This window comes from Vibrio glycogenivorans (assembly GCF_051660965.1).
Taxonomy (GTDB): domain Bacteria; phylum Pseudomonadota; class Gammaproteobacteria; order Enterobacterales; family Vibrionaceae; genus Vibrio.
This window is the reverse complement of the sequence record NZ_JBPVIS010000008.1, coordinates 115,870-132,437: the sequence shown is the minus strand read 5'-3', so window position 1 is coordinate 132,437 and position 16,568 is coordinate 115,870. Positions and strand designations below refer to the sequence as shown.

Sequence of the window (16,568 nt, the reverse complement as noted above, 5' to 3'; positions counted from 1 at the left end):
CACGGTAATAAAACCAATGAACAAAGCAGTATCTTCTTCACTTTTATGTTGTTCTCTAATGGCGACTGGCGCAGTGGCCGGTGAATACTCAGGCTGGGGTAACATCCACCTTGACTATCAAGCGTGGGGTCACGGCGTGTCTGAGAGCGAGTTTGACCAAACCTTGATTGGTATTGAGGGCGGTCTGAACTTCGAATGGGGTGAGGTATTTGGTTTTTACGATTTTGAGGGTCTAGATCGCGACTCTGGTCAGCAGACAGCGACCATGAACCTACAAGCGCACACCTACCTAGGTGATACAGGCGCGAGCATCTTCACTAAAGTCTACAGCACACAAGGCACTGAAATTAAAGAGACTAACAGTTTCCTAGGTTTTGGTTACACGGATATCGGTGGTGATGGCTGGTGGTTCACACCTTGGGTTGCAGCAAACTACACCACGGTATACAACGAGTTTGAAGCCAACAGCAACGTAAACGGCTTTAACGGTGCCACGCTGGGTTGGGCAGCAGGCTACGCGTTTGAAGCCTTTGGTCAAAACCTATTGCTAAGCAACTGGACTGAGATTGAGATGCTGCGTAACAGCGACTATGCCGATAACAACAACGGCAAGACCGGTGTTAACGGTGGCTTGAACCTAGGCTGGGATGTGACCGATAAGATCAATGCAACCTTGATGTACCGTTACTACCACAACAAGCTAGGTGCCGATGGTTACGGTGATATTCTTATTTACCGTTTAGCTTACAAATTCTAATTAAATTAGAATAACTCTCGATATCATTAGCTTTTATGGATGAAAGCTAATGATATGTTCATAGGCCTCTCGACAAGCTGTGATAATTATTCAACCGCTTGCTGACCATTCTCAAATTTCTCTATCACTTTCCTCTAATTTCAATATTCTGCTCTCTATCTATACAAAAATTTGCAAATGTTGCGCGAGATAACAAAATGGCAACATTAAATTTTAAAAGTTGATCCTCTACACAGTTAAACCTTTATTCCCTGACATACAATAAGCTCGCTATAACGTTCAAAACAAACAATTAATTGGCCACATTTTTCTGGGCAATAACTTGTAGGCAAGCGTTTGAATGTTGAGCTCAGCACCTTTTATGACTTGGTTAACCCGGTTTATCGGGCAGGGGATAGCACGAAACCCGGTCACTATCGGTGCAGCAACCATGGAGAGGGTGTTGGAATAGTTTCCAACCAAGGCATCAAGATTCAACCAAGAATAATAACTGGTGTGCTTATGAAAAAATGGATCGAACAATCAATCGTCTCACCGATCAAGCGTCGGACCTTTATGAAATGGGGAGCGGCCATCGGTGGAAGTGCAGCGCTGACGAATACGCCGTTCAAAGCTATCGCAGAAACAGACGATAGCTCTAAATCCTCCAGTGCTGAGCAAAAAACTTACTGGTCGGCCTGCCTAGTTAACTGTGGCAGTCGGTGTACGCTGCGCGTTCACACCCAAGATGGTGTGATCACCCAAGTGGAAACGGATAACCGTGGCCAAGACAGTGAATTTGGCCAGCATCAAATCCGCGCCTGCTTGCGTGGCCGCTCGATTAAGCATCGTGTATATAACCCTGACCGACTGAAATACCCGATGAAGCGGGTAGGGAAGCGGGGTGAGGGGCGATTTGAGCGTATCAGTTGGGATGAAGCGCTGGATTTGATGGCTGACAAGCTCAAGTACACCATCAAAGAGTACGGTAATGACGCGGTGCACATTACTTATGGCTCAGGAACGCAAGGTCTGCGCACCGATGGTAAGGATTGCTTTAAGCGTCTGATGAATCTTACTGGCGGGTTTCTTGATTACTACGGCAACTACAGCTGGGGCCAGATCCAGTTTGCGCTGCCGTTTACCTATGGTACTACCAAACCTTCAGCTTACGGCTCGTTCACTTCTGAGATAGAAAATGCCGAGTTGTTAGTGATGTTCGGTTATAACCCCGCGGAAACTCGAATGAGTGGCGGCGGCGAGATCCATGAACATATTACGGCTCAGCGCCAGCGCAACATTCGCACCATTATTATCGACCCGCGCTATACCGACAGCATGCTCGGTAAAGAGGACCAATGGATACCCATTAGACCCGGCACCGATGCCGCTTTGGTCGAAGGGATTGCCCATGTCCTGATCACCGAAGAGCTGGTCGATCAGGCGTTTCTTGATCAGTATTGTCAGGGCTATGACGAGAAAACCTTACCAAGTAGCGCGCCAACCAACGGTCACTATAAAGCCCATATTTTGGGCCTCGGCCCAGACGGGATAGAGAAAACCCCCAAGTGGGCGTCGCAAGTTACCGGTATTGGTGAAAAACAGATTATTCAGCTCGCACGCGAGATTGGCACCGCTAAGCCGTGCTTTATTACCCAAGGTACCGGGATCCAGCGCCAGTCGAATGGAGAGCAAACGGCGCGAGCGATTGTTATGCTGCCGATTTTAACCGGTAATATCGGTCTTGCTGGCACCAATACTGGGGATATGCCGGCCAACTTTGGCTACCCAGCCCCGCGACTTCCGGTGGGTACCAATCCCATCACCACTCGGGTGACCTTCTTTAACTGGGTCGATGCCATTTGGCGCCATGAGATGATGACGGATAAAACCGCCGGCCTTCTTGGCGGCGATAAGCTGCATAATCCAATCAAACTTATCATCTCTTGTGCCAGTAATGTATTGATGAATCAGCATGCACAGCTCAAACGCCAAGCGGAGATCATTGGTGATGAGAGCTTGTGTGAGTTTATCGTGGTGGTGGATAACCATATGACCGCCTCGGCGCGCTATGCTGACCTGTTACTGCCGGATGTGACTAACTTGGAAAACAGCGAGGTCAGCTCAGATGGGTACTCCTCGGGCTCGGTGGCGGCACTGTTTCCTGTAGAGCGTGCCATTGCGCCCTTGTACGAGACTAAGAGTGTGTATGAAATGTGCGCTGAGTTATCAAAGCGCTTTGACTTGTACGATGAGTTTACTGAGGGGCGCACTCATGATGAGTGGTTAGAGCACTTGTATGCCGAGCGGATGAAAAAGGACCCAAACATACCGTCACTCAAAGAGCTTCGTGAACAAGGACCCTATCAAGTGGTGGCGCCAAAAGAGGGGCGCATCGCACTGGAGGGCTTCCGCCAAGACCCGATAGCCAATCCGCTAGGCACACCATCAGGACGGATCGAAATCTACTCCACCAAGCTTGAGACGATTGCCAAAGAGTGGGATCTGGTTGAAGGCGATGTGATCACGCCACTGCCACAATACACCGTGAGTTGGGACAGTCACCTTGACCCAAGGGCTCAGCAGTACCCACTGCAAGTGTGCGGCTACCATACCAAGGGCCGTACCCACTCGACCTACCACAATATCCCTTGGCTACGTGAAGCGGTGTTTGATGGCTTGTGGATGAACCCGATTGATGCCGACAAACGCGGGCTTAAGAGCGGCGATTTGGTGCGGGTTTGGAACGACCGAGGGGAGCTGCGTATGGCAGTGAAAGTGACGCCAAGGGTAATGCCCGGTGTTACCGCATTGGGGCAAGGCGCATGGTACAGCCCGGATAAAACCGGCGTCGATCATGGTGGGTGTGTTAATACCCTGACTTCACAGCGCTGGACACCGTTGTCAAAAGGCAATGGCCAACATTCCATCTTGGTTGAAGTGGCGAAAGCCTAAGGAGTGCATCGATGATTCAATACGGTTTTCACGTTGATACTAGCAAGTGTACTGGCTGTAAAACCTGTCAGGTGTCTTGCAAAGACCGCTCGGACCTTCCGGTTGGGGTGAACTGGCGCCGAGTCTACGAGTACGCCGGTGGTGACTGGACGCTCGGCAGTGATGGCACCTACACCAATAGTGTGTTTGCTTACTACATGTCGATTGGCTGTAATCACTGTAATAACCCGGCTTGCGTCAAAGCGTGCCCGACGGGCGCAATGCATAAGCGCGAGAGTGATGGTCTGGTGGTGGTGCAAGAGGATGTTTGTGTCGGTTGTCGTTACTGTGAGATGGCTTGCCCTTATGGGGCGCCGCAGTATCACCCGAGCAAAAATAATATGACCAAGTGTGATGGCTGTTATGAGCGAGTAGAGCATGGCAGCAAGCCCGTGTGTGTGGAATCCTGCCCGCTGCGCGCGCTGGATTTTGCTCCGATGAATGAGCTCATTAGCCAATATGGCATGAAGGCCAACATCGCGCCGCTGCCTGATCCGCGATTAACCAGCCCTAACCTGATTGTGACCACCTGCGCTAACAGTAAGCCCAGTGGGGACAAATCAGGCCGCATCCAAAATCCAACGGAGGTAGGACTATGAGTCAGCTCTCTCTTGTTTTCTTTACCGTGTTAGCCCAAAGCGCGGTGGGTATGTTTGTTGCGCTTGGGGTGGTGGAATTGTTGTTCAAGCCTGATCGCAAGGCAATGAGCCAAAGCTTGATGGTCACGCTGATCATTCTAGGCATTGGGGCGATTGCCTCGATGACGCACTTAGGACAGCCACTGCGCATGCTCAACGTCGCCTTTGGTCTTGCCCATGGCAGCGCACTGAGTTTGGAAATTGTTGCCCTGTCACTATTCGGCGCCAGCGCGCTTGCTTATACCGCTATGCGCTGGTTTGATATCGCGGGAAAAATGCAAAACTTGGTGTTGTGTCTAGCGATGGCATTAGGAATTGTGTTTGTTCTGGCGATCGCCAATGTCTACACCTTAGCGACGGTGCCGACATGGAGCACGCGATTTACGCCGTTCCAATTTTTAATGACGGCAGCGGTGGTCGGCCCGATTGCGGCAGCCACGGTGTTGGCTTGGCTTCTACCACAAAGTGAGTCACAAGCGCCGCAAAAACTGCTAGCGAAGATGGCCTTGGTGCTTGCGGTGGTGAGTCTTTCAGGTTATGCCGCCTATCTTGTCTGGCTAGGTCAACTGGATGTCTCAACCAATCCCTTTGCGCTTGTGCTGGATGCCTTTAGCCTTATTGCGGTTCGGGTTGGTCTCTTGATTGGTGGTGTCTTGCTATGGCTCGCTTTCACTATCGACCAACCACGCAAACCCCTATTAATGGCCAGTTTTGCGATGATTGTCTGCTCGGAATTGATCGGTCGCATCTTCTTTTATGATGTCTACCTAAGAGCTGGATCCGGCATGTAAGTATTAAGTATCAGTGAGTGCCTAACATGTTGAAATAGCGAGTTGGCGGTACTGGCTGGTGTAGAAATAAAAACTAACGACGTATTGGCTAATACGATAATTAAGAAGGCCGGCAACGGCCTTCTGCTTTTTGGAAACGCGTATGATGAAAAATTGTCCAGACAGTTATATTGGTTTATCCCTGATCTTGAGCATGCTTTATCGTGCCTTGCATCAGGCCCCAAGCGATGATTTTATTCGTGCGCTGTATGGCAACGATGTGATAGAGGATTGGCCGCTTGAGGTCAATAATCCGGCATTGCAGCAAGGGTTGTCTCTGTTAGCGTCGCCTGCGGATATCAGCCTTATTCAGTTTGATTTTGCCGCTCTTTTCGTAGGACCTAATGCCCTACGGGCAGCGCCTTGGGCATCGGTGTATCTCAACGAGGAGCAAGCTACGTTTGGCGCGCAAACTCTGGCCATCCGCAAGGTTTATAACCAGTTTGGCCTTGAGCTACAGACCGGGCAGCACGAGCCGGATGATCATATCGGGATCATCTTTGGTTTTATCAGTTACCTGTGTGAGTTGATTGCTGAGCAGCAGGTGAATGGTCAGCCTACTGAGGAGTCGACGCTGGCAGTGTTTTTGACCGAGCATGTGCTCACGTGGGCGCCGAGGATGCTCGATACCATGCGCGCTGCTGCCGAATCCCCCTTTTATCAGGGGATCGCGCTGGTGGCACAAGGCACGCTGCGCCAATTGGCCGATTTGGTCAATGCCCAGTATCAATCCGTCCCCTTATATCGGTGAGCATCATGAGTGATAGAGAGAATCAATATCTGCAGGCGCAGCTTGAGCATCAGCGTATCAGTCGGCGAGGGATATTTCGCGGTATTTGGAGAGGAGCTAAAACGGGCTTGGCTGAGATCGAATGCCGTCCTTTTCGCCGCGCGTGTGCAAGGCCACCAAGTTGTGTGGATGAAGCGTTACTCACTGAGCTGTGTGATGGGTGTGGTCAGTGTGAAGATGCGTGTTCGCAGCGAGTATTAAAACTCAGTAAAGGTAAACCTGAGCTGAATTTGGATTGTAATTACTGCACCCACTGTGGCGATTGTGCCCGCGCATGTCAAACTGGCGTCCTGGCTCATTCGAGCCGTTCAACCGGGGTAATCCCATTAATTGGTGACAATTGTCAGCGGATGTATATGGGGTTGTGTGAGCTGTGCGGGAGCAGTTGTCCGATGCAGGCGATCGAATTTAGCGGCAAACTGCCTAGCGTGAATAATGCCTTGTGCACTGGGTGTGGTGAGTGTCGCTCATTCTGTCCGAGCGGGGCGATTAGCTATCAGATTATCGATATTGTCTGAGAGTAAACGGCGGGCTCAGCAAGCAATACCCCTTATCAGCCAAGAAATCAGTGATAAGGGGCAGTCAGTACCTCGGGTATTAGTACCTTAGCTACAAGTCGCTTAGTTCGGCATTGGCAGAATATCGAATAGGCCATCAAACTCATCTAACGCACCGATAAGCTGACTCAGTTGCTCTTGGTCGCCCTCGATGGTGGCTGCGCCGTCTTTGACCAATTGTTCAAGGGTAGTTTTACCTAACACGACCTTGGTCATGTCGGTTTTTGCCATCGTCACAGTCACATCGGTTTTCGGTAACTCATCAACCTGGATGTTGGCCATGTTTGCATTTGACACCTCAGCGTAAAATGCCTCATCGAGATCCGGGTGAATCAAGCCAAGGTTAAAGTCGAGCTCCGCTTGTTCGGCTTTTTGTGCATCTAATCTCACCGCCATAAAGTCAAGGAACATACCGGTCGGGGTATTGGCAATCACGTCCGGAGAGGCCAGTTTGATCGATGGAGTAATGGTTCCCGAGCGCAGCTCTACCGCACCCTGCAAGTAAGAGTTACGCCACGCCATGGTCTCTGATTGGTAGCCTTGCTGCTCAAAGCTGTCCGCCAATGCAAAGCGGTACTGCTGATTGTTTGGATCACACTGCACGAGATCATTAAACAGCTGCGAAGCGGCTTGATAATCGCCTTGTTTAAAATGATTCATCCCAGCTTGATACAGAGTGCTTTCCCCCGCAGCTTCGACATAGACACAGGATTTATCTTGGGTTTGCAGTGGATTCGTATTGACTGGGTTAAGGTCATGATAACCCAGATACAGGTTCACCACTGCACGTGCGTTATGGCTGTAGGAGCCGTGATAGCCGTTGGTATGCCAGGTATCGCGCTGAGCTTGTGGGACAATTTTCTCGATCTCTCGGCCGACATCATTAATGGTGACACCATGGTTAGCCAGGCGCATGGATTGATTATGAATAAAGCCATAATTATCGCGTTGCAGTGTCATGTACTCAGAGATCTCGTTGATGTCCGTAGTCGGATCATTCCAAACTGGTGCTGAGTGCGCAGCGTGAATATTATCCACCAAACCGCTGTCGACAAAGCGCAGTTTAAGCTCTGTAAGGTACTTGGTCCAAATCAGCGAATCACGTACCTTTGCCCCACGGAAGGTGTAGATATTGTGCATGCCGTCGTAAGTGAGCTCTGCCGTATTCAACGAGCGGTATTTTGGCACATACAGCACCATCTCCGCCGGTGCTTCTGCGCCTGGCATGTTAATCGCTAAAAACTCCAAACCATCGATGGTGATATGGGCTTCACGCTCTTGTACCTCCTCTGTCGGCGCAACAAGCGTCACCTTTCCACGTGAGGTCCCAAGTCCCAGTGCATTATCCACGATCCCTTTGGTGTTATTGTCGAGGGTTGTGCCATATTGGTAGTTGGCGCGACGGCTCATCGCTGTGCCGGCAATCACGTTCTCATCCGCCAGCTCTTTGATAAAGTCTTTGGGAGCGAATATCGGTGCATCCTCGGCAAAGTCGCCTGACTCAACGATGCCACGCGAGCCGCCAAAGTGGTCACCATGCATGTGTGAGTAGATCATCCCCGTGATCTTGTGCTCGCCGTTGATTGCTGGCAAGTGCAACTTGGCAAACTCCCATGATGCGGCAGCCGCCTCTTTTGACAGTAGTGGGTCATGGATAACATAGCCGTTGTCGGTGCGGTAAATGGTCATGTTGGATAGGTCTGCGCCACGGATCTGATACACCCCATCGGTCACCTGATACAGACCACCTGCAGCATAGTTGAGCATACCTTGGCGCCAGATTGACGGGTTAACTGAATCAGGCACATGGTGCAATGGCATATCTTGCATATAGCTAAAGCGGTTTTTCAGCTCACCCGCCTCATGATCACCAAACTCAGCGATGAGTCCCTTTTGGGTACGCTCAAATGCACTGGTATCTTGCCATGGCAGCGATTTCGCTAATTGGTTATTCGCCTCAATAGTATGCGCTGTCGCAGGCTTGCCTTGGTAATTTTCTAGACTGGAGTATTCAGCGTGCACAGAGAAGGTAGCAAGCAGTGAAGTGGTTAGCAGGGATAAGGTCAATCGGTTAGTCATAGTCAGCCTCAATCGTGGTTGGTATCGAATTGAGCTCTACTTTACGCATCCAACACATACAAATTAATGCATGAGTTTGTATACTAAACATCATGATTTGTTATGAATGGGATTTTCAATGGCCTTAGATTTCGATCTGAATCTGTTAACCGTGTTTAACGCCGTCTATCGACATGGTTCAATTACGCTAGCAGCGGAAGAGTTGGACATGACCCAACCCGGTGTCAGTGGCTTGTTGAAACGCTTGCAAACCAAGCTCAAGGTGCAGTTGTTTGTGCGCGATGGCAGAGGGATTGCGCCGACCCAGCAGGCGCATGAGCTGCACCGTCATACTGAGCCTGCTTTAGTGCAGATCAATAACGCACTGGAGGGGTTAGGCGGTTTTTCTACCCAGCGTAAACACAAGTTTGTGATTTATGCCTCTGAGCCTATGATGCTGATATTGCTACCTAAGATAGAGTCAGATCCCTCACTTGGTCAGGTAACCATTGAATTGCATCCCTCACGCGCTAGTCATGAGCAACTGCTGCATAACCTTAACCTGCAGCGAGCGGACCTTGCCGTTGATTTTGTGAATCAATCAGCCAGCTCTTTTGTGTCACAACCTCTTTATGACGACCAGATGTGTGTGATTGCTCGTCGGGGCCACCCTAGGGTTAAACAGACGTTATCGTTAGCGCAATATTACCAAGAGCGGCATATCACATTGAGCAAACGACGAGAGGACACACACCTTGCCAGCTATTATGTCCAGGGCGAGCTGAGTGAGCGGATTGTCGCTGCTGAGGCGGAGTCTTTAATGTCACAGATGACCATGGTGGCGAGCAGCGATTGCCTTGCGGTAACGGCGAAAAGCGTGGCAAGTTTGTTTGTGGATAAATTGGAGCTTCAATTGCTTGAGCCACCGTTTAACTGTTCGCCGATTCAGTTTGGTCTGTTATCGCATAAGCGCATGAGTCAAAACCCGGCTAACCAATGGCTAAGAGACAAGTTGCAAAGCTACTTTAGTCACTAGTGGGTGGCAGGTTTGGCAGCGGCTGAGATTGTCAAACAGGGTTTTAGTCTTATACAAATATAAATTGAGGTGGGAGAGCCAAACACTACCTATAGTTACCCAGTCTTTGGACAAACGTTAGGCCATCAGTCGTGCGTTCAGTAAGCGAAATCATCTTCGGTAATGATATGAGTTGCTTTGAGTACTTGCTGTATTAATTAGCACTGTGGATTGAGGGTCTATTTGATGTTAGCCATAGGGAGAAATACCCACATGATAAACAAAGTACTGTTAGCCATTCCTTTTACTTTCGCCTCTACACTGGCCCATGCGAGTCTTTGCGAAACACTACCGAATCACCAACAACTAACGACCGCACTCAAAAGTGTGGTGGCAACCACCAGTGACGAAACCAATGGTGGTCTTGAACTCAATATGTGGGGCACGATTGTTGCGCGCGATGGCACCGTCTGTGCGGTAGCGATGACAGGCCAGGACTATGGTGAACAATGGCCAGGGAGTCGCGCTATTTCAGCACAAAAAGCCAATACCGCCAACGCCTTTAGTCTGCCAGGCCTTGCGTTATCGACTGCTAATTTGTGGACAGCAACCCAGCCCGGCGGCAGCTTATTTGGTTTACAGTTCAGTAATCCCGTTGATACCAGTGTCGCTTACCAAGGTAGTGCTGATAATTATGGCACCCCTGGTGATCCTATGGTCGGAAAGCGTATGGGAGGCGTGAATGTTTTCGGCGGTGGTTTGGCATTGTATAACAAAGATGGGCAAATCGTTGGTGCACTCGGTGTCAGTGGTGATACCTCTTGTGCTGACCATAACATCGCTTGGAAAACCCGCGATGCACTTGGGTTAGACTATGTGCCAGGAGGGGTGTCAGAGACTGGCGATGATAATATTATCTATACGGAGGGACATGGCTACGCGCATGTCTCATGTGGTAATGGCGAGGTTGATATTGCGTTGACATTGCCAGAGAAATATCCGATTTCCAAATAGTGCAAAACAAAGTGAACACACCGTGCAGCAAAACCTGCAGTATAAGTTAATCGTTGTGTCATAGGTGGGAGGTTCGTGACGCCGTCACGAATCTCATGTTTATGGAATTTAAATGTCGACCAATGTTGTATTTAGTTGACCATTTATGACTTTGACAATAAAAAATAAGATATTTGCACTAATATCGGGGTAAAGAGGCCCGATATTCTGCTATTCACATCACTTAACGATCCTATCCGTACTCGTTTTCCAAACTCGAGATCATGAAATTAATCTCACTTACAAACATAGGTTTACCAAAATTGATTTTTTGGTGGCCAATTTGTGAGTCGGATAACAATTCTATTGCGTACCATTTGTACAAAGTATTTCGAAGCGTTACAAAAGCACTCATTCGTTATGTTATAACATAACAGTAAGTTGTTGATGTACTAAATGATCTAAGGAAAGAAAGAGTGAACAAGAAATTTATCTCTGTTGTGGTTGCAGGCCTAGTGGCCTCTCCGGTTGTTGCTGACACCTTGTCTAACCCACAAATTGGTGTTGTATTGGATGGGTATTACCAGAATGGTCACCGCGTGAAATCAGAGCGCGAAGAGGGTTTCGGTCTTGGACATACTGAGCTAAACCTGTCTGCGAGTATCGATGACAAGTTTTATGGCTCACTCACTACGGTTCTCGAGAGCCATGGTGATGAGACTGAGTTGCTGCTAGAGGAAGCTTTCATTGAGACGCTATCAATGCCATACGGCCTGAGTGTACGCGGTGGTCGTTTCCTTTCTGATTTCGGTTACCTAAATAACCAACATATGCATGAAGATAGCTTTGTCGAGCGTCCGATTGCTTACCGTACATTCTTGGGTTCACACTATTTTGATGATGGTGTGCGCTTGAACATTGTCTTACCAACAGATACGTATGTAAAGTTCGGTGCAGAGGCTTTAAGTGGCGAGAAGCTGTCTAATGATGAGGATGGTTCGGATATCGGCGTGTACACAGCCAACTTTAAAGTCGGTAGTGATTTCTCTGACTCTTCAAGCTGGCAATTTGGTTTAAGCTATTTGCGTAATGAAAACGCACACGATGATCATGACGACCATGGTCATCATGACCACAGTCATGACCATGACCATGACCATGATCACGGAGCCGCTGTAACGGGTACTAACCTGTATGGTGCTGATTTGGTCTGGAAATGGGCGCCTAACGGTAATTACAAATACAACAGCTTAACGTTGGCGGCTGAGTACCTGTATCTAGATGAGGTAGCCGGTGGACACCACGCTCCTGATAACATCAGTGGCTACTATGTATCAGGCGTTTATCGCTTTAGTCCGAGTTGGTCTGCAGGCCTGCGCTACGGTCAGTCTGACAGCTACGATGATATCGTTCACAATGATCACTCACACATGGAAGAGACAGAGGCAAAAGAATTTGATGCAATGATTGCATGGGATTCTTCACACTTTGGCACGATTCGCGCGCAATACTCACGTGTTGAGTATGAAACTGCATCAGGACGTGATGAAATGACGGACGATGTCTTCACCCTTCAATACGTGATGACCTTTGGAGCACACGGTGCACATGCATTCTAAGCTGCAAATGATTAAGCAAGGTCTACTCGTGATGGCAGCTTCGGCTGCTATCACACCGACCTCAGCGATAGCGATGAAGGTCTTTGTATGTGAGCCTGAATGGAGAGCTTTTCTAGAAGTTCATATGCCAGAGGCTGACATATTTTCGGCCACAACAGACAAGCAAGATCCACACTATGTCCAAGCTCGTCCCTCATTGATTGCAAGGATGCGCCAAGCCGACTTAGTTATGTGTTCAGGCGCGGAGTTGGAGGTGGGGTGGTTACCGATGCTCCAAACTCGAAGCAGTAACAGTGCAGCTCAAAACGGCGCAGCGAGTATGATCTATGCAACTGAATTTGTGCGGATGCTGGATACCCACGACCATGTTGATCGCAGCATGGGAGATATCCACGCTCATGGCAACCCGCACGTTCAGTTTGCTGCTAACGATATGATTGCAATATCACGTGGTGTCACCAAGAGGCTGAGAGAGCTTGATCCTGAAAATGCCCAAGCTTATCAGGTTAATGGTATGAAGTTTCGCGCTCATTGGCGTGAAAAGCTGGCACAATGGAGCGAGAAAGCCGCTCCACTGAAAGGCAAACAAGTGATCGGTTATCATGCGACGTATCGTTACTTATATGATTGGTTGGGTATAGAGCAAGTTGCCGACCTTGAGCCTAAACCGGGTATTTCGCCCACGACATCGCATTTGCAGTCGTTGAGCCAACTGCCTGAGGATTCGTTTGATGCTATCGTGTATTCTTCACACCAAAATAAGCGTCCAGCGAACTGGCTGCAAAAACAGAATAATAAACCGGTTATTCAGCTTCCGCTAACTGTGACGTCAAAGCAATCGCTTGATGAGCTGTATGATCAAGTTATTGATCAGTTGCTCGATGGATTAGTTGAAAGTGAGAAGCGCTAGATGGAACCGTATCTGTGGCTGTTACCCGCGGTGGTATGTGGCTTAGTCGCTCTGGTAGGCAACATTGTACTGGGTGCGCAGGTGATCAAGCGTCAGATTATTTTCATCGATCTGGCTGTTGCACAAATTGCGGCACTGGGAGCGGTATTAAGCCATTACTATTTCTCCCAATATCATTTCCTATCTGGTTCGTTTATCGGTGAGATGACCGGTCCTTGGTTGCTGTCTTTACTGCTGTGTGCATTGATTGGGATGATGGAAAAGCACTACCAGCATCACTTAGAGGCGATGATAGGCAGCTTGTTTGTGGTCTCAGCCTCGGTCGCTATTCTGGTCGTGAGTAAAGACCCGCATGGGGCAGACTTTATCCAGGGTGTCCTCAATGGTCAGCTACTCTGGGCAACCTGGGATGATGTTGTGCCTTTGGCCGTGATCACGGCGTTGGTACTGGTGTTGGTTTGGTTGCGACCAAGCGTCATGCATGGCCATGGCTTCTACATCATTTTTGCGGTGTTAATGCCGATTACGGTGAAGATGACAGGGGTATATCTAGAGTTTGCTCTTTTGGTGATCCCCGCACTTTGCGCCTCAGCACTGAAAGGTAAGCGGTTCTTACTCACCAGTATCAGTATCGGCATGCTTGGCATTTTATCAGGGATCCTGCTCTCAGCAGTCTACGATTTGCCTAGTGGCGCTAGTATTGTGGTGTGCTTGTTTACTATTGGTGTGGTATTTAACCTCGGTTTTTTGCCCTTTATCTCACGAGGAGAGCGAGTAAAAGCAAGGGGATAAACAGTAGGGGAGCGATAGCGGCTGGCTCTCGATGAAAAAATAACAAAGGCTAGGTAGAAAAGCATAGGGGGATCAGAGCATTGCAAGGATCCCCTTTTTTCACTATAGAGCGAAACCTCAATTTTATCCTTCAAGGGCGTTCTAATATCATCGAGGCACAAAGGACAGTATTACAAGGTCCTAGCCTCTGTTTAAACACCAACGCAACAACTACCAGTAATCAAAGAACAACACCGAAGGCTTCAGCGCTTTTTCTTGAGCCGTTCGATACCAGTGAAATAAGCAACGACTGCGAACGCTCTTAGCACACCCCTAAATTTTGCCTGCCAAATATTCCTAATTACCAGTCTAGTTAGGCAATTTGCTTGGCTACTTCAGTCAATGTGAAGCTCGCTTGTCTGATATACTAGAGCATTGAATTATATTGTGATTTTATACCTTCCACTATTTGCGAGCCGACGTTGCAATGCTAGATGAAGGGGTTCACAAAATTCCGTGAATCCACGCAATCTTGATTGATGAACTGAGTGAGTGGCAGGAGTCTGTGGCTTTGGTTGCTGATGATCATAGCGACAAAGCGCATTGGCGGGAGGCGATGTTTTTTGGCCTGCCGAATGAAGGGCGCTTTACCCTGCTGATCACTGACCCAACGAATCCAGAAAACAGTCACTGTGTGTTTGCCGACCAGCCGTATGCTGCGTTGTTCACTGAGGTGGAAGCGCCAGAGCCAGAACTGGTGCAAAGTGAGAGTCCCTCAGAACAACAAGAACAAGCGCCAAGCGTAAATTTAGAGCAGCATAAGGCTGCAAGGCGAGCGCTTTTTACCAGTTGGAAATAATCTCTGACGAAAGCATAGCTTGATACATATTGAAAGTCGCCTGATGAACCGGGCGCGAAGAAAGGATCCAAAATGAACAAAAAACATTATTTAGCATTAGCTGTGGTAGCCGCGCTAGGGCTCGGGGTTGCGGGTAATGTGCTGGTTGATCACCTTGAGGAGGCCAGCGCGCGCCAGCAAGAAGAAGAGTATATGGAGTGGCTGATTAAAGTGTTAAATAATCCAAGAGGGATTATTAGTTTCGCGCGTGATATCCGTTTTGAGCTTCCAAGGTTTCCTCAACGTGTGCAATGGGATGAGGAGTATGAGATGCCACAAGTGATGTTTGTGGTTGATGGAAGCCTATGGTCAGCAAATTTTAACGGCTCTAATCCGCAGCTTATGGTCCATAGCGATGAAATGACTCGGGGTGTGGTGCAAAATGGTAGCAACAGGCCGAGTCGCTCGCCGAACGGGCGATATCTGCTATATAGTAACCACCGCCAATGTTTTGCTTACGATCTGAAAGAGCAGACGCAGCAAATAATAGGCGACTATCCCTGCCGAAGTATAGTTTGGTCTAGAACTCAACCGTACGGGTTTATGTTTAATTATGGGATTTTGAGATTCAATTATGAAACAGGTGCTTTTGAGCGCGGTGAAGAGATCAATGCCAAGGTTACTCGCGACAATAACGGCAGTTATTATGACCATAAGTTAGAGCGCTATTTGACATTTGTAACAACTTCAGCATCAGAGGGAGGATTCAGAGTATTTGACCCAGAGACATTAGACCTGATTGAGCAGAGTGATCATTTTGCCGAGGGTTGCTCTCTTAGTATTAGATACAGCTTAGATCAGAATACTTACACGTGTGGATTGACCTCGGAGAGCGGGCAAACACAGATATTTGATGCTACAGAGCGCAACAAGAAAGTTGGTTTAGTACCTGAAGGGGCGGGTTCAGTTATTCTACAAAATAACCAACTCTATTTTAATGGCACCCGTATGTTAAGGAGGCTCCCCAAAAATGTCATCACGCCTATTGACAGTATGAGGCATGCTTATGTTTCAGATTATCACGCCGTAGATTTTTATCTATCAGAGAATCTATTTAACAATTTTGCGCAGCAAGATTTTGATCAATATTTATGGCCATGGCCGACGCAAGCGCAAATCGATGAGGCGAAACGCCGAATTGCCCAGATGGAGGATAACGGATGACTGATGTTATATGTCATAGCGTCTATCTTATGGGGCGACTATTTAACTCAGAAGGTTCACAATTTAGCTCTCGGGGTGAACCAGTCGGCAAGTATTACCCATTACCTAATCAGCTACTGCGTATTACGAGCAGTGTTGCGCAAGAGTGTGCAGTAACAATCGACAACAAGCAGAATACGGATAAACATGGTCATCAACTGTATGTGACTAGTGGTTCTGGTCTGCTGGAGCAGTGTGACCACGCAGTTGATACTGAAGTGCTAAAACCGGGTGTTGGGTACAATAAGGTATTGATGAGTGCAGGAGAAACGGCTGAGGTTATGATGTTACCCTCAGAGTTATTGCCAGTTGCGCAGCAAACCTTCGATAGTGATTGGCTAAGCCAACTTAAAATAAACAAGACACCCATTTATAAAAATAACAGCAAAAGTAGATTGCATAAGAACTCCGCCAAATCCAATACAGTGATCCTGTACTTCAATAGGTATGGGTGAAAAAAGTCATTTCTTTGAGATATAAATAACTAGAAAACAGTATCGATAGGCTAATTAACAAGATAGACCGCCCGCTTTAATCGTAGAAGCGGTGGGAGTGC

The 16,568-nt window shown here is 48.4% G+C and carries 15 protein-coding genes; 14 read left to right on the top strand and 1 reads right to left on the bottom strand.

The annotated features are described in order from the left end of the window. Nucleotides 1–16 precede the first annotated feature (16 nt). From ACSTTG_RS16450 to ACSTTG_RS16425, 6 genes are all read left to right on the top strand, one after another. On the top strand, nucleotides 17–757 hold the full coding sequence (locus ACSTTG_RS16450) for an outer membrane protein OmpK (RefSeq protein WP_438457395.1): 741 nt from the start codon (nucleotides 17–19) through the stop codon (nucleotides 755–757). Nucleotides 758–1,258: 501 nt separating this feature from the next. After that, nucleotides 1,259–3,691, top strand: coding sequence for a DMSO/selenate family reductase complex A subunit (locus ACSTTG_RS16445; protein ID WP_438475587.1), 2,433 nt, complete (start codon nucleotides 1,259–1,261; stop codon nucleotides 3,689–3,691). Nucleotides 3,692–3,702: 11 nt separating this feature from the next. Then, complete coding sequence (locus ACSTTG_RS16440) at nucleotides 3,703–4,329, top strand: DMSO/selenate family reductase complex B subunit (protein WP_438475586.1); 627 nt, start codon at nucleotides 3,703–3,705, stop codon at nucleotides 4,327–4,329. After that, entirely contained in the window at nucleotides 4,326–5,159 is an 834-nt protein-coding gene (locus tag ACSTTG_RS16435) for a dimethyl sulfoxide reductase anchor subunit family protein (protein WP_438475585.1), read from the top strand. Before ACSTTG_RS16440 ends, ACSTTG_RS16435 begins: the two co-directional genes overlap by 4 nt. Nucleotides 5,160–5,301: 142 nt before the next feature. Then, a complete protein-coding gene (locus ACSTTG_RS16430) occupies nucleotides 5,302–5,949 on the top strand; it encodes a TorD/DmsD family molecular chaperone (RefSeq protein ID WP_438475584.1) in 648 nt (215 codons plus the stop codon). A gap of 5 nt (nucleotides 5,950–5,954) precedes the next feature. After that, a complete protein-coding gene (locus ACSTTG_RS16425; RefSeq protein ID WP_438457400.1) occupies nucleotides 5,955–6,506 on the top strand; it encodes a 4Fe-4S binding protein in 552 nt (183 codons plus the stop codon). Between the two features lie 102 nt (nucleotides 6,507–6,608). Here the strand turns inward: ACSTTG_RS16425 and ACSTTG_RS16420 are convergent, their stop codons facing one another. After that, nucleotides 6,609–8,624 carry an alkyl/aryl-sulfatase gene (locus ACSTTG_RS16420; protein WP_438475583.1) on the bottom strand — a complete coding sequence of 672 codons (2,016 nt, stop codon included), beginning with the start codon at nucleotides 8,622–8,624 and terminating at the stop codon, nucleotides 6,609–6,611. A 118-nt stretch (nucleotides 8,625–8,742) separates the two neighbouring features. On the opposite strand from ACSTTG_RS16420, the gene ACSTTG_RS16415 reads away from it, so the two are divergent. The 8 genes from ACSTTG_RS16415 to ACSTTG_RS16380 all read left to right on the top strand — a co-directional run bounded on the left by ACSTTG_RS16415 (nucleotide 8,743) and on the right by ACSTTG_RS16380 (nucleotide 16,467). Then, entirely contained in the window at nucleotides 8,743–9,639 is an 897-nt protein-coding gene (locus ACSTTG_RS16415) for a LysR family transcriptional regulator (RefSeq protein ID WP_438475582.1), read from the top strand. A 252-nt stretch (nucleotides 9,640–9,891) separates the two neighbouring features. Continuing rightward, nucleotides 9,892–10,632, top strand: a complete 741-nt coding sequence (locus ACSTTG_RS16410) for a GlcG/HbpS family heme-binding protein (protein WP_438475581.1) — start codon at nucleotides 9,892–9,894, stop codon at nucleotides 10,630–10,632. Between the two features lie 455 nt (nucleotides 10,633–11,087). Then, complete coding sequence (locus tag ACSTTG_RS16405) at nucleotides 11,088–12,230, top strand: hypothetical protein (protein WP_438475580.1); 1,143 nt, start codon at nucleotides 11,088–11,090, stop codon at nucleotides 12,228–12,230. Beyond that, complete coding sequence (locus tag ACSTTG_RS16400; RefSeq protein ID WP_438475658.1) at nucleotides 12,220–13,140, top strand: metal ABC transporter solute-binding protein, Zn/Mn family; 921 nt, start codon at nucleotides 12,220–12,222, stop codon at nucleotides 13,138–13,140. Before ACSTTG_RS16405 ends, ACSTTG_RS16400 begins: the two co-directional genes overlap by 11 nt. Beyond that, nucleotides 13,141–13,932 carry a metal ABC transporter permease gene (locus tag ACSTTG_RS16395; RefSeq protein WP_438457405.1) on the top strand — a complete coding sequence of 264 codons (792 nt, stop codon included), beginning with the start codon at nucleotides 13,141–13,143 and terminating at the stop codon, nucleotides 13,930–13,932. 511 nt (nucleotides 13,933–14,443) lie between these two features. Then, nucleotides 14,444–14,770 carry a hypothetical protein gene (locus ACSTTG_RS16390; RefSeq protein ID WP_438475579.1) on the top strand — a complete coding sequence of 109 codons (327 nt, stop codon included), beginning with the start codon at nucleotides 14,444–14,446 and terminating at the stop codon, nucleotides 14,768–14,770. Nucleotides 14,771–14,842: 72 nt separating this feature from the next. Continuing rightward, nucleotides 14,843–15,973 carry a hypothetical protein gene (locus tag ACSTTG_RS16385; RefSeq protein WP_438475578.1) on the top strand — a complete coding sequence of 377 codons (1,131 nt, stop codon included), beginning with the start codon at nucleotides 14,843–14,845 and terminating at the stop codon, nucleotides 15,971–15,973. Further along, nucleotides 15,970–16,467 (top strand): hypothetical protein, encoded by a 498-nt coding sequence (locus ACSTTG_RS16380; RefSeq protein ID WP_438475577.1) that lies wholly within the window; start codon nucleotides 15,970–15,972, stop codon nucleotides 16,465–16,467. Before ACSTTG_RS16385 ends, ACSTTG_RS16380 begins: the two co-directional genes overlap by 4 nt. The last annotated feature ends 101 nt before the right edge of the window (nucleotides 16,468–16,568 follow it).

Coding starts and splice junctions, on each gene's coding strand:
- ACSTTG_RS16450 (WP_438457395.1), top strand. CDS start 17: ATGAACAAAGCAGTATCTTCTTCACTTTTATGTTGTTCTCTAATGGCG.
- ACSTTG_RS16445 (WP_438475587.1), top strand. CDS start 1,259: ATGAAAAAATGGATCGAACAATCAATCGTCTCACCGATCAAGCGTCGG.
- ACSTTG_RS16440 (WP_438475586.1), top strand. CDS start 3,703: ATGATTCAATACGGTTTTCACGTTGATACTAGCAAGTGTACTGGCTGT.
- ACSTTG_RS16435 (WP_438475585.1), top strand. CDS start 4,326: ATGAGTCAGCTCTCTCTTGTTTTCTTTACCGTGTTAGCCCAAAGCGCG.
- ACSTTG_RS16430 (WP_438475584.1), top strand. CDS start 5,302: ATGATGAAAAATTGTCCAGACAGTTATATTGGTTTATCCCTGATCTTG.
- ACSTTG_RS16425 (WP_438457400.1), top strand. CDS start 5,955: ATGAGTGATAGAGAGAATCAATATCTGCAGGCGCAGCTTGAGCATCAG.
- ACSTTG_RS16420 (WP_438475583.1), bottom strand. CDS start 8,624: ATGACTAACCGATTGACCTTATCCCTGCTAACCACTTCACTGCTTGCT.
- ACSTTG_RS16415 (WP_438475582.1), top strand. CDS start 8,743: ATGGCCTTAGATTTCGATCTGAATCTGTTAACCGTGTTTAACGCCGTC.
- ACSTTG_RS16410 (WP_438475581.1), top strand. CDS start 9,892: ATGATAAACAAAGTACTGTTAGCCATTCCTTTTACTTTCGCCTCTACA.
- ACSTTG_RS16400 (WP_438475658.1), top strand. CDS start 12,220: ATGCATTCTAAGCTGCAAATGATTAAGCAAGGTCTACTCGTGATGGCA.
- ACSTTG_RS16395 (WP_438457405.1), top strand. CDS start 13,141: ATGGAACCGTATCTGTGGCTGTTACCCGCGGTGGTATGTGGCTTAGTC.
- ACSTTG_RS16385 (WP_438475578.1), top strand. CDS start 14,843: ATGAACAAAAAACATTATTTAGCATTAGCTGTGGTAGCCGCGCTAGGG.
- ACSTTG_RS16380 (WP_438475577.1), top strand. CDS start 15,970: ATGACTGATGTTATATGTCATAGCGTCTATCTTATGGGGCGACTATTT.